Annotated in this window: 16 protein-coding genes; 9 read left to right on the plus strand and 7 right to left on the minus strand. The window is 45.7% G+C overall.

What is annotated here, in order from left to right:
- Positions 1–2: 2 nt before the first annotated feature.
- From ACLIIY_RS03180 to ACLIIY_RS03195, 4 genes are all read left to right on the plus strand, one after another.
- A complete protein-coding gene (locus ACLIIY_RS03180) occupies positions 3–557 on the plus strand; it encodes a DsbE family thiol:disulfide interchange protein (RefSeq protein ID WP_005438756.1) in 555 nt (184 codons plus the stop codon).
- The gene (locus tag ACLIIY_RS03185; protein ID WP_005433110.1) at positions 554–1,039 is read left to right on the plus strand and encodes a cytochrome c-type biogenesis protein; all 486 of its coding nucleotides are present in this window, start codon (positions 554–556) and stop codon (positions 1,037–1,039) included. Before ACLIIY_RS03180 ends, ACLIIY_RS03185 begins: the two co-directional genes overlap by 4 nt.
- Positions 1,039–2,256, plus strand: coding sequence for a c-type cytochrome biogenesis protein CcmI (gene ccmI, locus ACLIIY_RS03190; protein WP_005438757.1), 1,218 nt, complete (start codon positions 1,039–1,041; stop codon positions 2,254–2,256). Before ACLIIY_RS03185 ends, ccmI begins: the two co-directional genes overlap by 1 nt.
- A gap of 198 nt (positions 2,257–2,454) precedes the next feature.
- A complete protein-coding gene (locus ACLIIY_RS03195; RefSeq protein WP_009707358.1) occupies positions 2,455–3,234 on the plus strand; it encodes an MlaA family lipoprotein in 780 nt (259 codons plus the stop codon).
- 94 nt (positions 3,235–3,328) lie between these two features.
- On the opposite strand, the gene ACLIIY_RS03200 is transcribed toward ACLIIY_RS03195, so the two are convergent.
- From ACLIIY_RS03200 to ACLIIY_RS03215, 4 genes are all read right to left on the minus strand, one after another.
- Entirely contained in the window at positions 3,329–4,627 is a 1,299-nt protein-coding gene (locus ACLIIY_RS03200; RefSeq protein ID WP_009707357.1) for an outer membrane protein transport protein, read from the minus strand.
- 309 nt (positions 4,628–4,936) lie between these two features.
- Complete coding sequence (locus ACLIIY_RS03205) at positions 4,937–6,160, minus strand: outer membrane protein transport protein (RefSeq protein WP_039842468.1); 1,224 nt, start codon at positions 6,158–6,160, stop codon at positions 4,937–4,939.
- Between the two features lie 298 nt (positions 6,161–6,458).
- Positions 6,459–7,193: a DUF3379 domain-containing protein gene (locus ACLIIY_RS03210; RefSeq protein WP_020197091.1), complete on the minus strand. Its 735-nt coding sequence runs from the start codon at positions 7,191–7,193 to the stop codon at positions 6,459–6,461.
- Positions 7,186–7,734: a sigma-70 family RNA polymerase sigma factor gene (locus tag ACLIIY_RS03215; protein ID WP_020197092.1), complete on the minus strand. Its 549-nt coding sequence runs from the start codon at positions 7,732–7,734 to the stop codon at positions 7,186–7,188. Before ACLIIY_RS03215 ends, ACLIIY_RS03210 begins: the two co-directional genes overlap by 8 nt.
- Before the next feature lie 641 nt (positions 7,735–8,375).
- On the opposite strand from ACLIIY_RS03215, the gene fadI reads away from it, so the two are divergent.
- Positions 8,376–9,683 (plus strand): acetyl-CoA C-acyltransferase FadI, encoded by a 1,308-nt coding sequence (fadI, locus tag ACLIIY_RS03220; protein WP_434528102.1) that lies wholly within the window; start codon positions 8,376–8,378, stop codon positions 9,681–9,683.
- Positions 9,683–11,797: a fatty acid oxidation complex subunit alpha FadJ gene (fadJ, locus tag ACLIIY_RS03225; RefSeq protein ID WP_434528103.1), complete on the plus strand. Its 2,115-nt coding sequence runs from the start codon at positions 9,683–9,685 to the stop codon at positions 11,795–11,797. Before fadI ends, fadJ begins: the two co-directional genes overlap by 1 nt.
- A 67-nt stretch (positions 11,798–11,864) precedes the next feature.
- Here the strand turns inward: fadJ and ACLIIY_RS03230 are convergent, their stop codons facing one another.
- Together ACLIIY_RS03230 and ACLIIY_RS03235 are read right to left on the minus strand one after the other, a co-directional pair.
- Positions 11,865–12,119, minus strand: coding sequence for a CG2 omega domain protein (locus ACLIIY_RS03230; protein WP_409594148.1), 255 nt, complete (start codon positions 12,117–12,119; stop codon positions 11,865–11,867).
- Positions 12,120–12,216: 97 nt separating this feature from the next.
- Positions 12,217–14,994, minus strand: a complete 2,778-nt coding sequence (locus tag ACLIIY_RS03235) for an insulinase family protein (protein ID WP_434528104.1) — start codon at positions 14,992–14,994, stop codon at positions 12,217–12,219.
- Between the two features lie 377 nt (positions 14,995–15,371).
- On the opposite strand from ACLIIY_RS03235, the gene sixA reads away from it, so the two are divergent.
- Positions 15,372–15,836: a phosphohistidine phosphatase SixA gene (sixA, locus tag ACLIIY_RS03240; RefSeq protein WP_005438776.1), complete on the plus strand. Its 465-nt coding sequence runs from the start codon at positions 15,372–15,374 to the stop codon at positions 15,834–15,836.
- Between the two features lie 102 nt (positions 15,837–15,938).
- Here the strand turns inward: sixA and smrB are convergent, their stop codons facing one another.
- Positions 15,939–16,469 (minus strand): endonuclease SmrB, encoded by a 531-nt coding sequence (smrB, locus tag ACLIIY_RS03245; RefSeq protein ID WP_017817810.1) that lies wholly within the window; start codon positions 16,467–16,469, stop codon positions 15,939–15,941.
- 61 nt (positions 16,470–16,530) lie between these two features.
- Here smrB and prmB point away from each other — a divergent pair, with 61 nt between their 5' ends.
- Together prmB and aroC are read left to right on the plus strand one after the other, a co-directional pair.
- Positions 16,531–17,463 carry a 50S ribosomal protein L3 N(5)-glutamine methyltransferase gene (prmB, locus tag ACLIIY_RS03250; RefSeq protein ID WP_005433096.1) on the plus strand — a complete coding sequence of 311 codons (933 nt, stop codon included), beginning with the start codon at positions 16,531–16,533 and terminating at the stop codon, positions 17,461–17,463.
- 219 nt (positions 17,464–17,682) lie between these two features.
- Positions 17,683–18,768: a chorismate synthase gene (gene aroC, locus ACLIIY_RS03255; protein ID WP_039842461.1), complete on the plus strand. Its 1,086-nt coding sequence runs from the start codon at positions 17,683–17,685 to the stop codon at positions 18,766–18,768.
- Positions 18,769–18,779 lie beyond the last annotated feature (11 nt).

Genomic DNA, 18,779 nt, shown 5'->3' on the forward strand with positions numbered 1-18,779 from the left:
AAATGAATAAGAAAGTCCTATTTATCCCGTTAGTGGCGTTCATGGTACTGGCGGGTATCTTCGCAACTCAGTTGGTTCGTAACCAAGAGGGTGACGATCCAACAAAATTGGAGTCAGTACTGGTTGGTAAAGCTGTACCTGAGTTCCATCTGGAAGATTTGGCGGAGCCGGGCAAGCAATACGACCAATCGATCTTTAAAGGTGAGCCTTTGCTACTTAACGTGTGGGCAACTTGGTGCCCAACGTGTTACGCAGAGCATAAATACCTAAACGAGCTTGCTGGTAAAGGTGTGAAGATCATCGGTATGAACTACAAAGATGATCGCAACAAAGCCGTGGGTTGGCTAAACGACCTGGGTAACCCATACCTAATCAGCTTGTTTGATGGCAGCGGCATGCTAGGTCTAGACCTTGGCGTATACGGCGCTCCAGAAACATTTATCATCGATGCAAATGGCGTGATTCGCTACCGCCATGTAGGTGACGTAAACCCTCGCAACTGGGCGGAAAAACTAGAGCCGCTTTACACCAAGTTGGTTGAGGAGGCGAAGCAATGAGAAAGTTTATCTTAGCGGCATTGGCTGCAATGACATTCTCTCTTGCTGCCCACGCAGCGATTGAAGTGTATGAGTTTGATAACCTAGAGCAAGAGCAGCAGTTCAAAGAGCTAGGCCATACTCTGCGTTGTCCAAAATGTCAGAACAACACTATCTCAGATTCGAATGCGGAATTGGCTCAAGACCTACGCCACAAGGTGTACGAAATGACCAAAGAAGGTAAGTCGAAGGACGAGATCGTGGACTACATGATTGCTCGTTACGGTAACTTCGTAACTTACAATCCTCCGTTTACTTTTGCGACTGCAATTTTGTGGCTTGGCCCGCTAGCAGTGGTATTAGGCGGCTTTGGTTTGATCGTGCTACGTAGCCGTAAATCCAAAGCAAAAGCAGTTCAAGCAAGCAATGAGCAATGGGACGAAGAGAAAGAAGCGCGTCTCAAATCATTACTTGATGAAGAGAACAACGGAGATAAGAAATAATGACACTATTTTGGGTTTCAACCGTTGTTCTTACGCTTGTGGCATGTGCATTGATTGCATTGCCACTGCTAAAGCAAAAAGCCAACAACGATGAAGTGTTACGTGATGAGCTCAACAAGGCATTCTATAAAGACCGTCTATCTGAGCTTGCTGAAGAAACAGACGAAGGTCTGGTGGAAAGCGAAGACGATCTGATTTCAGATCTAAAGCAGTCTCTACTTGACGATATTCCGGGTGATAAAGCGCAAAAAGAAACCAAGGTTTCTCCTATTGCAGTCTTAATCCCGTCAGTCATTCTGACAGTAGTTTTAAGCTACGGTTTGTACTACAAATTTGGTGCATCTCAAGATGTGATCAAGTGGCAAGAAGTTAACGAGAACCTGCCAGAGCTTTCTAAAAAGCTAATGTCTGCGTCATCTGAACCTTTGAGTGAAGATGAAATGGCTGACCTATCTTTAGCACTGCGTACTCGTCTGCATTACCAGCCTGAAGATTCAACGGGGTGGTTGCTACTAGGTCGAATTGCTTTGGCTAACCGTGACGTGACGACTTCCATTGATGCGATGGAAAAAGCGTACAAGCTAGAGCCAAAAGACCCAGATGTTCAACTTGGTTATGCACAGGCACTGATGCTTTCTCAAGACGAGATGGATCAAGCAACGGCTCGTTCTCTGCTTGGTAAACTGATGCAGCAGGATTACGTTGATCTACGTGTATTCTCGCTACTAGCGTTTGATGCATTTGAGCGTCAAGACTTCCCGGCGGCAATCAAATACTGGGGCATCATGCAGCAAATGATTGGTCCAGAAGACAGCCGCTACGAAATGCTAGGCCGCAGTATCGAAAGCGCGCGCAAGCAAATGGGCGAAGCGGTTTCTCCAGACAAGAGTGTGGCGGTGACAATTAACGTTGCGCCAGAAGCTCAGTTGGATCCAAACGCGGTATTGATCGTTTCAATCCACCGTGCAGATGGTTCTCCGATGCCAGTTGCAGCAGCTCGCTACCCATTAGGTACATTCCCTCGTACAGTGGTACTGGATGATGGTAATGCGATGATGGACGGACAGAAGCTTTCTTCTCTAGAGAAGCTGATGGTTCGCGTTCGTGTCGACTCTGATGGCAACGTGGCGACTCGCGACCAAGATTGGCACGGTGAGAGCGCCGTGGTTGATTTCGGTCAGCCAGTTGAAGTGATGATCGATAAGCAGTATCAATAAGCATAATCGTCTCTGATATTTGACACTTAGTGATTGCCATCTCTGTATTGTGGTATGACTAGCAACTATCGAGTAGAATGAAAAAGGCCAGCGATTGCTGGCCTTTATTTATATACCCAAGTGACTTTTCTTTCGGTGCTTTCCTTACTTATATCAAAAGGTTGCTTAGGTATATTAATAGTCGTTATGGAACGAAGAATGTATAACAAGGGTAAATCCATCTTCTTGTTACTGTTCGCAGTTGGACTGGTTGGCTGTTCAAGTGCGCCTGAGGAGGCAGTAACTGAAGAAAACGAAACTAATCAAACGACTTCTGATGCTTATGATCCATTAGAAGGCTTCAACCGCGCAATGTGGGACATCAACTACGATTACTTAGACCCGTATTTGGTTCGTCCGATCTCTCTTGCGTACGTGGATTACACACCAGTGCCGGTTCGCTCTGGTATTGCTAATTTCTTAGCAAACTTAGATGAGCCAGCAAGTGTGGTAAACAACCTTGTTATGGGTAATGGCACCAAAGCCGTTGATCACTTTAACCGTTTTTGGATTAACTCCACGTTCGGTATTTTCGGTTTGTTCGATATTGCAACGGCCGCGGGTATTACTAAATACGACAACAAAGAATTCAGCAGCGTAGTCGGGCACTATGGCGTTGGTAACGGCCCATACTTTATGATTCCTGGTTATGGTCCATATACGCTACGTGAAGTGACAGATACTGTAGATGGTATGTATGTACCCTTGTCTTACCTTAACTTCTGGGCTGGTCTTGGTAAGTGGGCACTAGAGGGCATGGAGAAGCGTGCGCTATTGGTTCCACAAGAAGCACAGCTTGAAGCATCTCCAGATCCATATGTGCTAACGCGTGATGTCTACTTACAGCGTCAAGACTTCAAAGCGGAAATCAACAATGTTGATGAAGTGGATGAAGACGAAGAAGCATACTTGGACGAGTATTTAGAAGAAGACTTCTAATCGCTTCAGCAAATAGCAAAATAAAAAGGCTTGGTTTTCACCAAGCCTTTCTTTTTTGTCGGTAACTTTCTTTTATCGAGAAATAGCGTTCAGATTAGAACGTGTAGTTCGCTTGAACACCGATTAGCCATACGTTACCAGTTACTTCACCTGTAAACGCGCCACCTAGAAGAGCTGCTTCGTTATCAGACGCATCGCGAGGTTCGCTGATAGATGCATCTTTAGCAAAGATGTAAGTGAAGCCTGCGTCTAGCGTTAGGTTTTTAGACCATTCGTAACCAGCACCAACACTTAGCCATAGACGATCAGTTTCTGGAATAGTCGTTGTACGGTACTTGTCATCAACCGCTGACATGTCGTAAGCAACGCCTGAGCGCAGTGTCCATTTTTGGTCAAGCTTGTAAGTAGTACCTACAGCAAAGCGGTAGTTGTCTTCCCAGTTTTCAGATTTGATTAGATCTGATTTGTCTGGGAAATCTGCCACTAGCTCTTTAAAGCTGCTCCAATCAGTCCAGTTAATGCTCGCGTGAACTGCTAGTTGGTCACTTAATTGGTGGAAGCTTGCTAGTTCCGCTGTTGCTGGCAATGTTAAGTCCATTGAGCCTGCTTTTTTAGCGTTAGGGTTGATTGGGTTGAATGCCCAGCCCGTTGCATGACCTTCTAGTGTTAGATCTACTGCTGATTTGTAAGCAAAGCCAAGGCGGTTGTTGTCATTGATTTGCCAAGCTGCACCAACTTGCCAACCCCAAGCGGTATCGTCACCTTCCATGTATTTTAGCGTTGTTTGAGGCTTTAAGTTCTTAGAAGGAATTGCAGGGAAATGGTTTGGTACTGATGCACCAATGCTGCCGTCTGCGATGATGTAACGAATACCACCACCAATGCTTAGCGCTTCATTCAGTTTGTAAGCCGCGTTCAGGTTAGCTTCCATCGACGTTACGCTCGCTTCGTTACCAAAGTTAGCCGCCGCGAAATCTTTACCTAGATCCGTTTCCATACCGTAGTTAGTACCAAACGCTAGACCAATAGCAAACTTGTCGTTGTACTGATGAGATAGGTAGAAGTTAGGGATAACAGCGTCGTGTGCAAAGTCATGAGAGCTTGCTGGAAGAGTCGCACCACCACCAACATGCATTTGACCGTCAACATCTACATTTGGGTTTACGTAAATAGCGCCAACAGACACTTGTGTGCCTTCTAGGTAAGTTAGCATTGCTGGGTTACGCCATTGTGCACTTGCGTTATCAGCCATTGCTGCTTCACCAGCGTATGCACGACCTAGACCTGTCGCAGAGTATTCTGCAAGTTGGAAACCTGCTGCGTTTGCAACGCCTGAAGTACTAAGTAGGCCGAATGCCACTGCTGTTGATAGGAGAGTCTTGTTGGTTTTCATTGTAATGTTCGCTGAGTTATTTATAACGTGGAGCGAAAGTTTACGACTAGAGTTATTACTTTAAAAATGAAAAGCCAATAAAACAGTGTTTTCAGTCCTATAATCTATTTATATAGAGATATGTAGATGATCTATCTAACTGTAACGGCCGTGTGAAAAAATTTCAGCGAACACCTGTGAGTCATAATTATAGCTTTTGATTACACGTGTGCGCCCAATCTCGGTGAATGGAAAACAATAGATAAGAAAAAAGGCTGGAATTCCAGCCTTTTATATAGAGAGTACTTATATTAGCTTGTCGCGTAATGCTTAGAAGCTGCGGCTGTACTGTAAGCCGAATAGAATCGCATCTGCACGAGTCGTACCAGTGAAAGAGCCTGTTGGAGCACTTGTCTCTACAACATCTACATCCTTACCAACCAGGTATGTAAAGCCAAGGTCGATGTTCGAGCTTGAATCTAGGTGATAAGTGAAACCACCAGAGAACCATTGACGATCAGAGTCAGGCACAGAAACTGACGTTAGATCAGCTTGAGCACTTGTGTCGTACATGTAGCCTGCACGCAGTGTCCAATCATTATTTAGGTAGTAAGTACCACCAATAGCGTAGTGCCAACCATCTTGCCATTCGTACGGCTTGTCGTAGCTACCTGACAGTACAGAATCTTTTAGGTTGCGGAATTCAATTTGGTCGAATGTTCCCCAACCGATGTATTGGATGCTGTAGTGAACGGCAAACTTAGTATCTTGAATTTTGTGGTAACCAGAGAACTCTGCCATATCTGGTAGAGGTAAAGTAATCTTCTGGCCTTTGTCGTCTTTAGCTTCCATCTCTGGGCTGTAGCGGTAAGAGAAACCAAAGCGGTTGTTTTCGTCTAGTTCAAATACAGTACCCACATTGAAACCAACAGCCCAACCATCAGCACCATCTACATCTAGTAGAGGCATTGGTAGAATTTCTGCTTCACGTTTCATTGTACCTTGACCGTAGATTAGGTCGATACCTGCACCAAAGCTCCATTGGTCGTTTAGACGGTAAGAACCTGCTAGACCAAAGTTTGCGCTTTTCACATCTGTTAGGCCGCCGTACTCGCGAGCTGCAAAGCTGTCATCAAATTCAGTTTTAGTACCGAAGTTTGAGTATGCATTTACACCCCAAGCAAATTTGTCATTAACTGGAACGATTAGGTGGATATTTGGTGCGATAGAAGTGTCACCTGCATCGTCGTAGTTAGATGATGTACCTAGAGGAGCTGTTACACCGCGGTACGTTGCATCTTTAACCTCAATCATTGAAGTAATGCTTTCAAAACCTAGCGACAGTTCCATTTTGTCAAATAGAGCCATTGCTGCTGGGTTACGAGCCATTACAGATGCGTTATCTGCAATTACTGCATCACCTGCGAATGCACGACCGATACCAGTCGCTGATTGTGCGTTTAGCTGGAAACCAGCTGCCATTGCTTGACCAGATGCCATTGCAACCGTCACTGCTAGGAGAGTCTTTTTAAACAGACGCGTATTCTGAGTCATTATTTATTCCTTATTAGTTTCGTCTCTTTGGACGATAAGTTGAGCTTTTGCTCAGTGGCGCAGATAGTAGTATTAAGAGTGGACCATACAAATCCGACCATTGGATAAATTTGAATAAAAATTGCAGAAATGATGTCTAAATGTCGGGAAATTGCACCTAAAGTGCATAATTTAGAGTTTTGACTCTAAACTCGATAGGTGGGGTGAATGTTTTGCTTTGAATTTATAAACAAAAAGCCGCTAAATTTCGAAATTTAGCGGCTTTTGACTGTTTAGTAATGTGGTTTCGATGAAGTTCTTACATCGGTTCCATCATAGGAGCGAGTTTCGCTGCGATGGCTTCAACGTCTTCACCACTGTTACCAACAAGAATCATGCTTGCTTTACCTACGGGTTTCACAACGCCGCTCATACCATCTTTATCAAAGTCGACTTTCTGATCACTCTTCACGTCAGTAACAAACATGGTTACTTTGCCTTCTTTTCCTTGGAAGACCATGTGAAGGGCATTGTTCGACTCACCAAAGCCACAATGATTCAGGTAGTAGACGTGGTAAGGGAAGTCGCCATTGATTTGATAATGGAAAGGCATCATCTTGGCGTTTACTTGCCTATTAGAAACATTCTCGTCTAATTGGTTAACGAACTCTTTCTCTGCCACGACGTGCTTCATTGCGGTATCAGCTAGGCTTGCTTGCGCTGGAGAAACAATAACATTGCCCCAGTTGATTTGACCTACAAGTAGACCAGCAGTAAACGCAACAGATGCCGCCAGTGCCATCGCTTTACGAGCAAAATTCGGTCTTACCACTTTGTCGTCATCTAGCGCGTTTGACGTTTGGCTAAACAGAATTTTGTCGGCAAGGTCTTCAGGCACATCCACATTCATGGCTTGCTTGATTTTAAGGTCGAGATCCAAAACGTCATCAACAAACTTGCTGTTAGCGTCGTTCTCAGCTAAAGCTTGCAGAATCTCTTCATCCTTCTGTTTTGGATCCGACAAAATACGACGACGAAATTCTAAATCATCCATTTTTTTGTCCTCTCTGAGTATCTTGAGAATCCAACATCTCTTTTAATTGATTACGGGCACGGAATAGGCGCGTCATTACTGTGTTCTTGTTTAAATCAAGAATGTCACCGATTTCTTCTCCACTGAAACCGCCTACAACTTGAAGAAATAAAGGTTCACGGTATTCGACGTCAAGCTTCATGATCTGAGCTTGCAGCCATTCCTGTTGATGATGTGGGTCATCGCTGACTTTAGCATCATTGCCGTAGTCATCGATATCAACCAAATCAAATTGTTTACGCTCGAAGCGGCGTGCGTTTTCTCGTCTTAATATGGTAATAAGCCAAGATTTTGCAGCCTTTTCATCTTGAAGACTATCCAGCGACTTCCATGCACGCAGACAGGTTTCTTGAACCAAATCTTCTGCAACCGCCTTATCCTTGCACAACCAGTAAGCGTAGCGATACAAGTCTCTGTGATAGCCCCGAACAAGAGCTTCGTATTTTCTTTGTCTGTCCATATCAGAGTTGACCGGACTGTTGGAATTTTTCTTTCCAAACATTTTAAATATTGCCACAGGAGCCTCCGTCTTGCTCTGTGAGGTCATAGTTCGATTTGACTACATCTGTATGTAGTTTAGCAGCAGCACAATATACTTCTTCTACGATCAAGCACTTATTTGAAGTGATGATAATTTATTCTATATCGTTTTAATGGGGTACTTTCCTACACCTTTTTTGGGGCGATTTGAAGTTATTCGAACTTTGATACGGTGGGAACCCGTAAAATCGCCATAAAATTGATCTATTTCAAAATCTCGCGCAGTGAAGGGGCTATAGTACATCTTGTCATCTAGTTAGTCATTGACGACTAACATGTTGAGCAAGATGACACTTCCTTTTGAAGGCTGACTTTACTTTCTCCTAATCAGGAAACTGATTAATTTTACAATTGGCGTATGTTAATTGTTTTATAGATATTCCGACCACACAGTTTTGTGTGGTTTTTTTTTGCTTCAATTTTACCTTCCGCACACTTCTCCTCTGTTTTACTCACTATAGTTAATCATTCTTAATCGCCTAAGAATCAATGAACTAGAGCAATAGATCTACTCGCTTCACGTTTATTTAAACGCACGTTTGATAAATTTAACAAACTGATTACAATGCATCAGGTCAGACCTCTTGTATTTAAGGAGAAACAATGGGCAAGCAGGAAGTGAAAACACGCCACGGTGAACGTGTTGCTATTGTCGCAGGGCTACGAACCCCCTTTGCTCGTCAAAGCACTGAGTTCAGCCAGGTGCCAGCGGTCGATTTAGGCAAAATGGTAGTGAGCGAAATGCTTGCTCGCACAGACATCGATCCGAAACTCATCGAACAAGTGGTATTCGGACAAGTCGTTCAAATGCCAGAAGCGCCAAACATTGCACGTGAAATTGTGCTTGGTACAGGAATGCACATCCACACTGACGCTTACAGTGTTACTCGCGCGTGTGCGACCAGCTTCCAAGCTGCAGTCAACGTTGCTGAGAGCATTATGGCGGGCAGCATTGATGTTGGTATCGCGGGTGGTGCGGACTCTTCATCTGTCCTACCTATTGGTGTTTCTAAGAAACTTGCCTCTAACTTGCTTGCGCTAAGCAAAACCAAAACGCTGGGTCAAAAGCTCAACATTCTTAAAAAACTCAGCCTTAAAGATTTAATGCCAGTACCGCCAGCGGTAGCTGAGTATTCGACGGGTCTTTCAATGGGCCAAACTGCCGAGCAAATGGCGAAGTCACATGGCATTACTCGTGCAGAGCAAGATGCTTTGGCACACCGTTCTCACTCTCTAGCTTCGCAAGCTTGGAAAGACGGCAAGATCCAAGACGAAGTGATGACTGCTTTCCCAGAACCTTACAAAAAGTGGATCTCTGAAGATAACAACATTCGTCATGACTCGACATTAGAAGGCTACGCGAAACTGCGTCCGGCTTTCGACCGCCAATATGGCAGCGTAACAGCCGCGAACAGTACGCCATTAACCGATGGCGGTGCTGCTGTGATGCTAATGCGCGAAGGCAAAGCGAAAGAGCTTGGTATGGAAATACTTGGTTACATTCGCGGTTATGCATTCTCAGCCATTGGTGTGGAAATGGACATGCTAATGGGACCAACATACGCGACGGCAAAAGTGTTGGAGAATACTGGTCTCGAGCTTTCAGACCTAACGCTTATCGATATGCACGAAGCCTTTGCTGCTCAAGCATTGGCGAACGTGAAGATGTTTGCTTCTGATAAATTTGCCCAAGAAAACCTAGGTCGCTCGAAAGCGATAGGTGAGATCGACATGGATAAGTTCAACGTCCTTGGCGGTTCGATTGCCTATGGTCACCCATTTGCCGCAACTGGCGCACGTATGATGACGCAAACGCTGCGTGAGCTTAAACGTCGTGGCGGTGGTCTTGCGCTGAATACCGCATGTGCCGCAGGTGGTCTTGGTGCAGCAATGATTTTGGAGGTTGAGTAATGAGCGAGCAAAAAGCATTTAGTTTAAAGATTGATGAGCAGAACATTGCTTGGCTAGCCATCGATGTGCCAAACGAGAAAATGAACACGCTGCAAGCGGCATTTGCAGATGAGATGAAAGAGATTTTCGCTCAACTCAAAGACACCAGCGGTGTGAAAGGGATGATCATTCATTCCCTAAAACCAGATAACTTTGTTGCTGGTGCCGACGTTCGTATGCTTGAAGCGTGCACAACTGCGAGTGAAGCGGAAGCATTGGCTAAGCAAGGTCAAGAGTTATTCCAGCAGTTGTCTGATCTGCCTTATCCGGTTGTTGCTGCGATTCACGGCCCATGTCTAGGTGGCGGTTTAGAGCTTGCTCTAGCGTGTGACTACCGTGTGTGTACTGATTCTGATAAAACGCGTCTTGGTTTGCCTGAAGTGCAACTTGGTTTGTTGCCTGGTTCTGGTGGTACTCAGCGCCTTCCTCGTCTGATTGGTTTGTTGCCTTCGCTAGACCTCATCCTTACTGGCAAACAACTGCGTGCCAAGAAGGCGAAAAAACTGGGCGTTGTTGATGCGTGTGTACCAGATACGATTCTTCTTGATGTAGCGAAGCAGCTTATTGAAAAAGGGAAGAACAAAGGTAAGAAGAAGCAATCGACAAAAGAGAAGTTGATGTCGGGTAGTGGTTTAGGTCGTAAGTTTGTGTTTGAGCAAGCCGCGAAGAAAACCAATGAGAAGACCCGCGGTAACTACCCAGCAACGGTTGCGATTCTCGAAGTCATTCAGCACGGTCTTGAAAAAGGCTTTGCTCAAGGTCAAGAGCTTGAAGCAAAGCGCTTTGGCGAATTGGTGATGAGCTCAGAATCAAAAGCACTGCGCTCTATTTTCTTTGCTACCACTGAAATGAAGAAAGAAAACGGTGCGGAAGCCGAGCCTGCAGCTGTCAACCGAGTTGGCGTCTTGGGTGGCGGTCTAATGGGGGCAGGCATCAGCCATGTTTCTGTTGCGAAAGCGAAAGTGCCAGTACGTATTAAAGACGTTAGCAATGATGGTGTGCTTAACGCGTTGAACTACAACTACAAGTTGTTCGAAAAGCAGCGTAAGCGCCGCATTATCTCTAAAGCGGGCCTGCAATCTAAAATGCTGCAACTGTCTGGTGGCATTGACTTCACAAGCTTCAACCATATTGATGTGGTTATCGAAGCCGTGTTTGAAGATCTTGACCTGAAACAGACGATGGTTGCGGATATTGAAGCGAACGCAAAACCAGAAACCATCTTTGCGACCAACACGTCTTCGCTGCCAATTCACAAAATTGCGGAAAAAGCAGAGCGTCCAGAAAACATCGTCGGTCTGCATTACTTCAGCCCAGTAGAAAAAATGCCATTGGTGGAAGTGATTCCTCACGAAACCACGTCAGAAGAGACCATTTCCACCGTTGTTGCACTAGCGAAGAAGCAGGGCAAGACACCAATCGTAGTGAAAGATAAAGCAGGCTTCTATGTAAACCGCATTCTTGCGCCTTACATGAACGAAGCTGCACACATTTTGCTGGCAAATGAGCCGATCGAACAGCTTGATGGAGCGCTGCTTGACTTCGGTTTCCCAGTAGGTCCTATCACCTTGTTGGACGAAGTCGGTGTGGATATCGGTGCTAAGATCATGCCGATCTTGGTTAACGAATTAGGCGAACGATTTAAAGGTCCAGACGTATTCGACACACTACTGAATGACGGTCGAAAAGGTCGTAAGAGTGGGAAAGGCTTCTACACCTACAAAGGTAAGAAGAAAGAAGTCGATAAGTCCGTCTACAAGCTATTGAACCTGACGCCAGAGTCTAAGCTGAGCGACAACGACATTGCATTGCGTTGTGTACTGCCAATGCTAAACGAGGCAGTTCGCTGTTTAGACGACGGTATTATCCGCTCTCCACGCGATGGTGATATCGGTGCGATCTTTGGCATTGGCTTCCCACCATTCCTAGGCGGTCCATTCCGTTACATGGATCAATTCGGTTTGAAAGAACTGGTTGAGAAAATGAACGAGTTCGCATCGAAATACGGCGATCGTTACGCGCCATGTGATGGCTTACTCACTCGTGCGGGTGAAGGTCGTAACTTCTACGATTAATGGCTTGCGCTAAAAATAGAAAGGCTTGCGTGATGCAAGCCTTTTTTGTGTTTGAGATTATGAGACGTTATTTCTTCTTGTCTTTTTTGTCCTTGTCGTGACCTTTGCCTGGGTTGTTATCACCGTGGACACTAGAATTACCTTTGTGGTCTTTGTCATGCTTCCCTGAGGAGCAATCGTCGGACTTTATTGATACGTTATCACCATCGAGGCGCAAACAGTCTTCACTCAGTTCGAAATCGTCACCCTTAATTGTGATGTCTGCATGGGCAACAGGCGCGAGTGGCATAAGTACAGCAACAAGTAAAAGTAGCTTTTTCATTTAGTCCTCGTGTTTGCGTAATTATTGAACAAGGTAATTACAGCATAAACGAAATGACTACTTTTACCATTTCATGCCATTTCTATACTTAAGTCTCTCACCCGAGACCGAAGTCTTTTGGACGCAGTTGAAACTCTTCGATCGAGCCCACTTCTAAACCGAGATTGATACGGGGTTCGTCCGCGTGAGCGATGCCTTGTGAATGCATTACCAAACGATTCGCAGTACGAGGTTTAAGCTCATTGACCACAAAGCGAATCATGTCAGTGCGAGTTAACTCTTTAAGCTCTTCCAACACTTTTTCACGCTGATTAAAGTCGGTGTCTTTGTTACCAATTGCTACCCATAGGCGCTGCGCTCGCCCGCGTAATGTGGTGTCAGGCGTTGCAATTTGGTTCCACAATCCGCGTTTACTGCTGTGCCATTGGTATTCATTGAGCTCTAACAGCACCATGTAGAACGCATTTAAAAACTCATCGATTGAGGTAACCAGTTCTGCTGGTGCAGCATTCGGTGACTGCACATAAAGCACAATCCCCGGATGACGATTAAGCGGCATGTTCCCCGTGCCAACCATGTAGCCTAACTGTTGTTTGGTTCGGATCTCATGGAAGAAGGTTGCCGACATTAAGTGATTCGCCAAGGAATAAAGTGCAATATTACGCGGCGAGATGTCTTCACATTGATGATAAATCACTACTGCTGAGTCTTGCTGGTTACAGTTTACTTCGCGTTGGAAACTACCGTTTTCACCCAGCATTACGAGTGGGCGAAGCGCCTCTTCGTAACGTTGCTCTTTCACACGCAATGCGTCTTTCAATGTGTTTGCCATGTCATGAGCTTGCTGACGCTGCCAATCGCCATAAACGAACATCTCAACGTGTAGCTCAGCCAGAATCGATTCAACGAACACTGACAGCTCATCCACTTCAATCTCTTCCAATGCTTCAACCAATGTTGCGAATGGAGGATTGTTCGGTTGGAGTAAGCCTGTTAGTGCATTAAAAAGCTGTGAAATAGGACGATCTTGCGATGAATTCCGCCAATTGCGTAACAGTTGTTGCTTAATGGTCTCAAAGCGAGCAGGACTGAACTCACGTGCAGCAAAGCGATGCAGAATCATTTCCAACAGTTGAGGTAGTTTCTGGCTAAAACCCGATAGGGTAAGCGTGACGCCGCCTTGGTGAGCATACATGTTGTAACCCATACCTGCGATTTCAGCTTGATAAGTCTCTTTGGCTAGAGAATCGAGGAACATCTCAACACATAGACGCGTTTTCACGATGTTTTTCGGTGATGCTACCGCGTGTGAACTGTCGATGGCGACGTAAACGACGCCTTTTGGTACTCGGAATTCATCGTCTTGCAAGTGCCATAAACGGAAGCCTTCTACATCTTCCACCAATTCCGGTAATGAGCCACCGTTTTCAAACGGTTTTGGATCGAGTTCGTAGCAAATGTATGGGTTCTTTTCTGGGAGAACGAATTGCCAACTTGGGTCGATTTGTTGATAGAAACGGCGCTGTTCTTCGCTAAACGGCGTTACCGAGTAAGGCGTGAAGTACCACTCTGCGGTCTGGTTGTATTCCAAGCCTTTCGCTATCAAGGTGACGCGAACATTTTCAACCGAAAGATATTGGAGTAATGAGCGTTGAAGCGCTTCATCATAGCCTGCCATTTTGTAATCACCATAAACCGTGTCTTCCGGCTGATAGTGCTGCATATTGATCACCAAATGGCTGACCAAATCCATTGGACGCGAGGGCTCTTGGAAGCGAAAAGCAGATTCCAACACCGCTTGTTTTTCCAAGTAGCGCCACTCATCCATACCATCTTGTTTGATCATAGAGAGATATTGGAATACCGCTTGAACGATGTCATCGATATGATCCAATCCGTTTGGCGTCAGGGTGCAACTTACGGTGAAATCGCGGTAGTTACTGCCGCTCGCACCGCCACCTGCAGAGAGGGAGGTAATCCAGCCTTTCTCTTTGAGTTGAAGCATTAAACTGCCTTCACCTTCATAACCCAACAGGTGAGCAAAGTAGGAAAGGGGCTTCACGCTATAGTGCGCGTCCATTCCCGGCATTGGGAACGTGAGAATCAGTTTACGGAACTCTTTGATTGGTTCGACTTGAACCAAGATGCCTGTGCTTTCTTCAGTACCAATAGGCACATCGATCGACTTGCCGCGTAGCTGGTGGTTTGGGATGTCGGCAAACATGCTTTCTACCCACGCTTGCTGCTCATCAAGAGATTGCGGACCAAACAAAGTCAGCGTCATCAAATCGGCAGAATACTGCGAGTGGTGAAATTCAACTATCTCGTCGCGGATGGATTTGCCATCGCGATCGCCAAGTGTATCTAAGTTACCGACAGAGAATTTTGAAAACGGGTGCTCTGGGTTGATGACTTCTTTGTTGACTTGATACAGACGGCGAGAATCGTCATTCAATTTGAGCTTGTATTCGGAGTCGACCGCTTGACGTTCTTTGTCTAACGCTTCTTCGTTAAACAGTGGTGCGGTAAAAAATTGGCTGAAGCGATCAAGCGCAGTTTCAAAAGCAGTTGGTGTGACATCGAAGAAGAAACAGGTGTGCTCGGTGCCCGTCCAAGCGTTGTTGGTGCCACCATGTTGACTAATATAACTTTGAAACTCGCCCACTTTAGGGTATTTTTCCGTACCCAAAAAAAGCATGTGTTCTAGATAGTGTGCCAGACCTTGGCGATCCATCGGATCATCGAAGTGTCCAACGTTTACTGCTAGGGCTGCTGCCGACTGTTGAGCTGTGTCGGAATGAATCAGCAACACGCGCAGGGCATTACTCAATGTAATGTAGCGGTATTGATTTGAATCGTTTGGACTTAGGTGCACGATGCGTCTCCAGATTTCGCATTACAGTAATTATGATCCCCGAGTGGGGAGGCGCAAAGTTTGCGCTTCGACAAATACTGCTTGCCGCATTTTTGTTATTCGTAAGAGTACTGCATAAGCCCATCAGCAAATTGCTATGGGGTTCGGGCTATTTGAAGGAATGCACTGAGTTCATAACTTCATCGTAGAATGTGATGAACTGAGTATATTCTTTTTAATAGATTGTTAAGAAAGTCGCTATCTTTAGCAAGCGAATTGGTATAATGAACCGATAATTATATCAGTATTTTTGTTTCGACATTATTAAAGTTAGCCCGCTATCCGTATAAAGATAGCAGTCAACCTTTTGGTAGCGTTAGCTATCCCTAGGAAATAACATGAAAATATTTATCTTGCGTCACGGTGAAGCTGAGCATTTTGCGAACACCGACGCAGAAAGACAACTGACCCCAAGAGGCAGAACTGAATCGGAAGCAGTTGCCCGAGCATGTAAAGAGCAAGGTTTTGCTCAATTCGACAAAGTACTGGTGAGCCCGTACATTCGAGCGCAGCAAACTTGGCAAGAAATCAGCGCACACTTTTCGGCTAAGAGCATCGAAACGTGTGAAGACATCACGCCTTACGGTCAATCCGACCAAGTGTTTGATTTCGCTAATGCGTTGATTGAAGTTGAGAAGCTTGAATCTCTTTTGTTTGTGTCGCACTTGCCGCTGGTGGGCTACCTTACCTCGGAATTTGTGAAAGACATGACGCCACCAATGTTTCCAACATCTGGCTTGGTGTGCATTGAATTTGACCCGCAAACACAACGCGGTGAAGTGCTTTGGCATATCACGCCATAGAACACTAGCTCTCGAGACAATGGCTCGAGAAAAACAAAAAGGCAGGGTTAACCTGCCTTTGTCGTTCTTGCTCGTCAGCGAAATATTGTCGAAGTCGGTGAGTTATTTTTCTGGAATGGACAGCAGCACCAGTAGGGCACCATCGCCGCCAAACTCTAGAGGCGCTTGGTGGAATGCCATTACGTCTGGATGTTGAGCTAACCAAAGCGGCGCTTTCTGCTTCAGAATGTGCTTACCGATACCGTGTTGTACACACGCACAGTGGATTTCGTTTTTCACGCAGTACGCGATCATCGCACCGAGTTCTCGCTTGGCTTCTTGCTGTGTCATGCCGTGCATGTCTAGGAAGACGTCAGGTACGTACACGCCACGACGAAGACGTTTCACTTCATAAGTGGACACATCGTCACGTGCATAACGAGTTGGTCCCTCTTCATTAAGAAGTGGAACAAACTCATCAGAAAAGTAAAACTCAGAATCACTCGCTTCACGGTTTGAGCGTTTGATTTCTTTTTGTTTAGAATTTTTTTTTGGTTGCTGGATTATGGTATCCTGTCGCAACTTTTTTACGCCCTGTACTGCATCCTTAAACAAGGCGAAATCGTCATCGTGTTCGGTGTCTTTTTTGCTCATTAGGTAAACAATTTCATTTTTACAATTTATGGCAGTATTGTAGCGCTTTTCGGAGGCAATTTTGGATAAGATTTTTGTAGAAGAGGCGGTATCGGAGCTCCATACCCTTCAAGATATGATTCGTTGGACGGTAAGCCGCTTTAACGCCGCTAACCTGTTTTACGGTCATGGCACTGATAATGCGTGGGATGAAGCGGTTCAGCTTATCCTGCCAACATTATACTTGCCGATTGATGTGCCTCCGCACGTATTGAACTCTCGCCTTACGACAAGCGAGCGTTTGCGTATTGTTGAGCGCGTAGTAAAACGCATCAACGAGCGTACACCGACTGCATACCTAACGAACAAAGCATGGTTCTGCGGTCTTGAGTTCTTCGTTGATGAGCGTGTTCTTGTGCCACGTTCTCCAATCGGCGAATTGATTCAAGCGGAATTCCAACCTTGGTTGGTGGAAGAGCCTACGCGTATCATGGACCTATGTACGGGTTCTGGTTGTATCGCGATTGCTTGTGCGCACGCTTTCCCTGAAGCAGAAGTTGACGCGATCGACATCTCTACAGACGCTCTACAAGTGGCTGAGCAAAACGTACAAGATCACGGAATGGAACAACAAGTGTTCCCAATCCGCTCAGACTTGTTCCGCGATCTTCCAAAAGAGAAATACAACCTGATCGTGTCTAACCCACCTTACGTGGACGAAGAAGACATGAACAGCCTGCCAGACGAGTTCACGCACGAGCCTGAACTAGGTCTAGCTGCTGGTACTGACGGTCTAAAACTGGTTCGTCGTATCCTTGCTAATGCGCCAGACTACCTAACAGACGACGGTATTCTTGTGTGTGAAGTCGGTAACTCGATGGTCCACATGATGGAACAGTACCCACAAATTCCATTCACTTGGATTGAGTTCGAGAACGGCGGTCACGGCGTATTCATGCTAACGCGTGACCAGCTGGTTGAATGTGCAGAAGAGTTCAAACTGTACAAAGACTAAGCCAGTCGAAACAAAACAGTTAAAAACAATGAAAACACCGAGCCCAGTGCTCGGTGTTTTTTTATCCGCTTCGCACTGAGCTTGGAAAATTTCGGCTGTTTTGTTTTTTCCGCCAAATCGGGCTTTACATCAAAACGTAATACCGCCACTATGATTCCACGAAGAATTGAAAAGCAGTTGCGCTCATGGAGAGCGTGGCGACAAGAACTTGAGGAAGTAATGGCAGGAAACAGTATCGGACAACATTTCCGAGTAACGACATTCGGAGAAAGTCACGGTATCGCACTAGGATGTATCGTAGACGGATGCCCTCCAGGTTTGGAAATCACTGAGGCAGATCTGCAAACGGATCTCGACCGTCGCCGTCCTGGCACATCACGTTACACTACCCAACGTCGTGAACCGGACGAAGTAAAAATTCTTTCTGGCGTTTTTGAAGGTAAAACCACAGGTACTTCAATTGGTCTGATGATCGAGAACACAGACCAACGTTCTAAAGACTACTCAGACATCAAAGACAAGTTCCGTCCAGGACACGCTGATTACACTTACCACCAAAAATACGGTGTGCGCGACTATCGAGGTGGCGGCCGTTCGTCTGCTCGTGAAACGGCAATGCGTGTGGCGGCTGGTGCAATCGCTAAGAAATACCTAAAAGACGAGTTTGGTGTGGAAATCCGCGCTTACTTGTCGCAAATGGGTGACGTTTCAATCGATAAAGTGGATTGGAATGAAATTGAAAACAACGCGTTCTTCTGCCCAGATGCAGACAAAGTAGAAGCGTTTGATCAACTTATCCGTGACCTGAAAAAAGAAGGCGACTCTATTGGCGCAAAAATTCAGGTTGTGGCAACGAACGTACCTGTTGGCCTTGGTGAACCTGTATTTGATCGTCTAGACGCAGACATCGCACACGCGCTAATGAGCATTAATGCGGTGAAAGGCGTGGAAATCGGCGATGGTTTTGACGTGGTAAGCCAAAAAGGCAGCGAGCACCGTGATACGCTTTCGCCAGAAGGCTTCGGTAGCAACCACGCAGGCGGCATTCTTGGCGGTATCTCTACTGGTCAAGAGATTGTTGCAAACATCGCGCTTAAACCAACGTCAAGCATTACGGTTCCGGGTGAAACCATCACTAAAGAAGGTGAACCAACTCAGTTGATCACTAAAGGTCGTCATGATCCATGCGTGGGGATTCGCGCCGTGCCTATCGCAGAAGCGATGCTGGCCATTGTCGTTATGGATCACTTGCTACGTCATCGTGGTCAAAACCATGGCGTACAAACCGAGACTCCAAAGATTTAAGTTTGAAGCTT

The sequence above is a fragment of the Vibrio sp. K4 genome, assembly GCF_051122595.1.
Classification (GTDB): domain Bacteria; phylum Pseudomonadota; class Gammaproteobacteria; order Enterobacterales; family Vibrionaceae; genus Vibrio; species Vibrio owensii.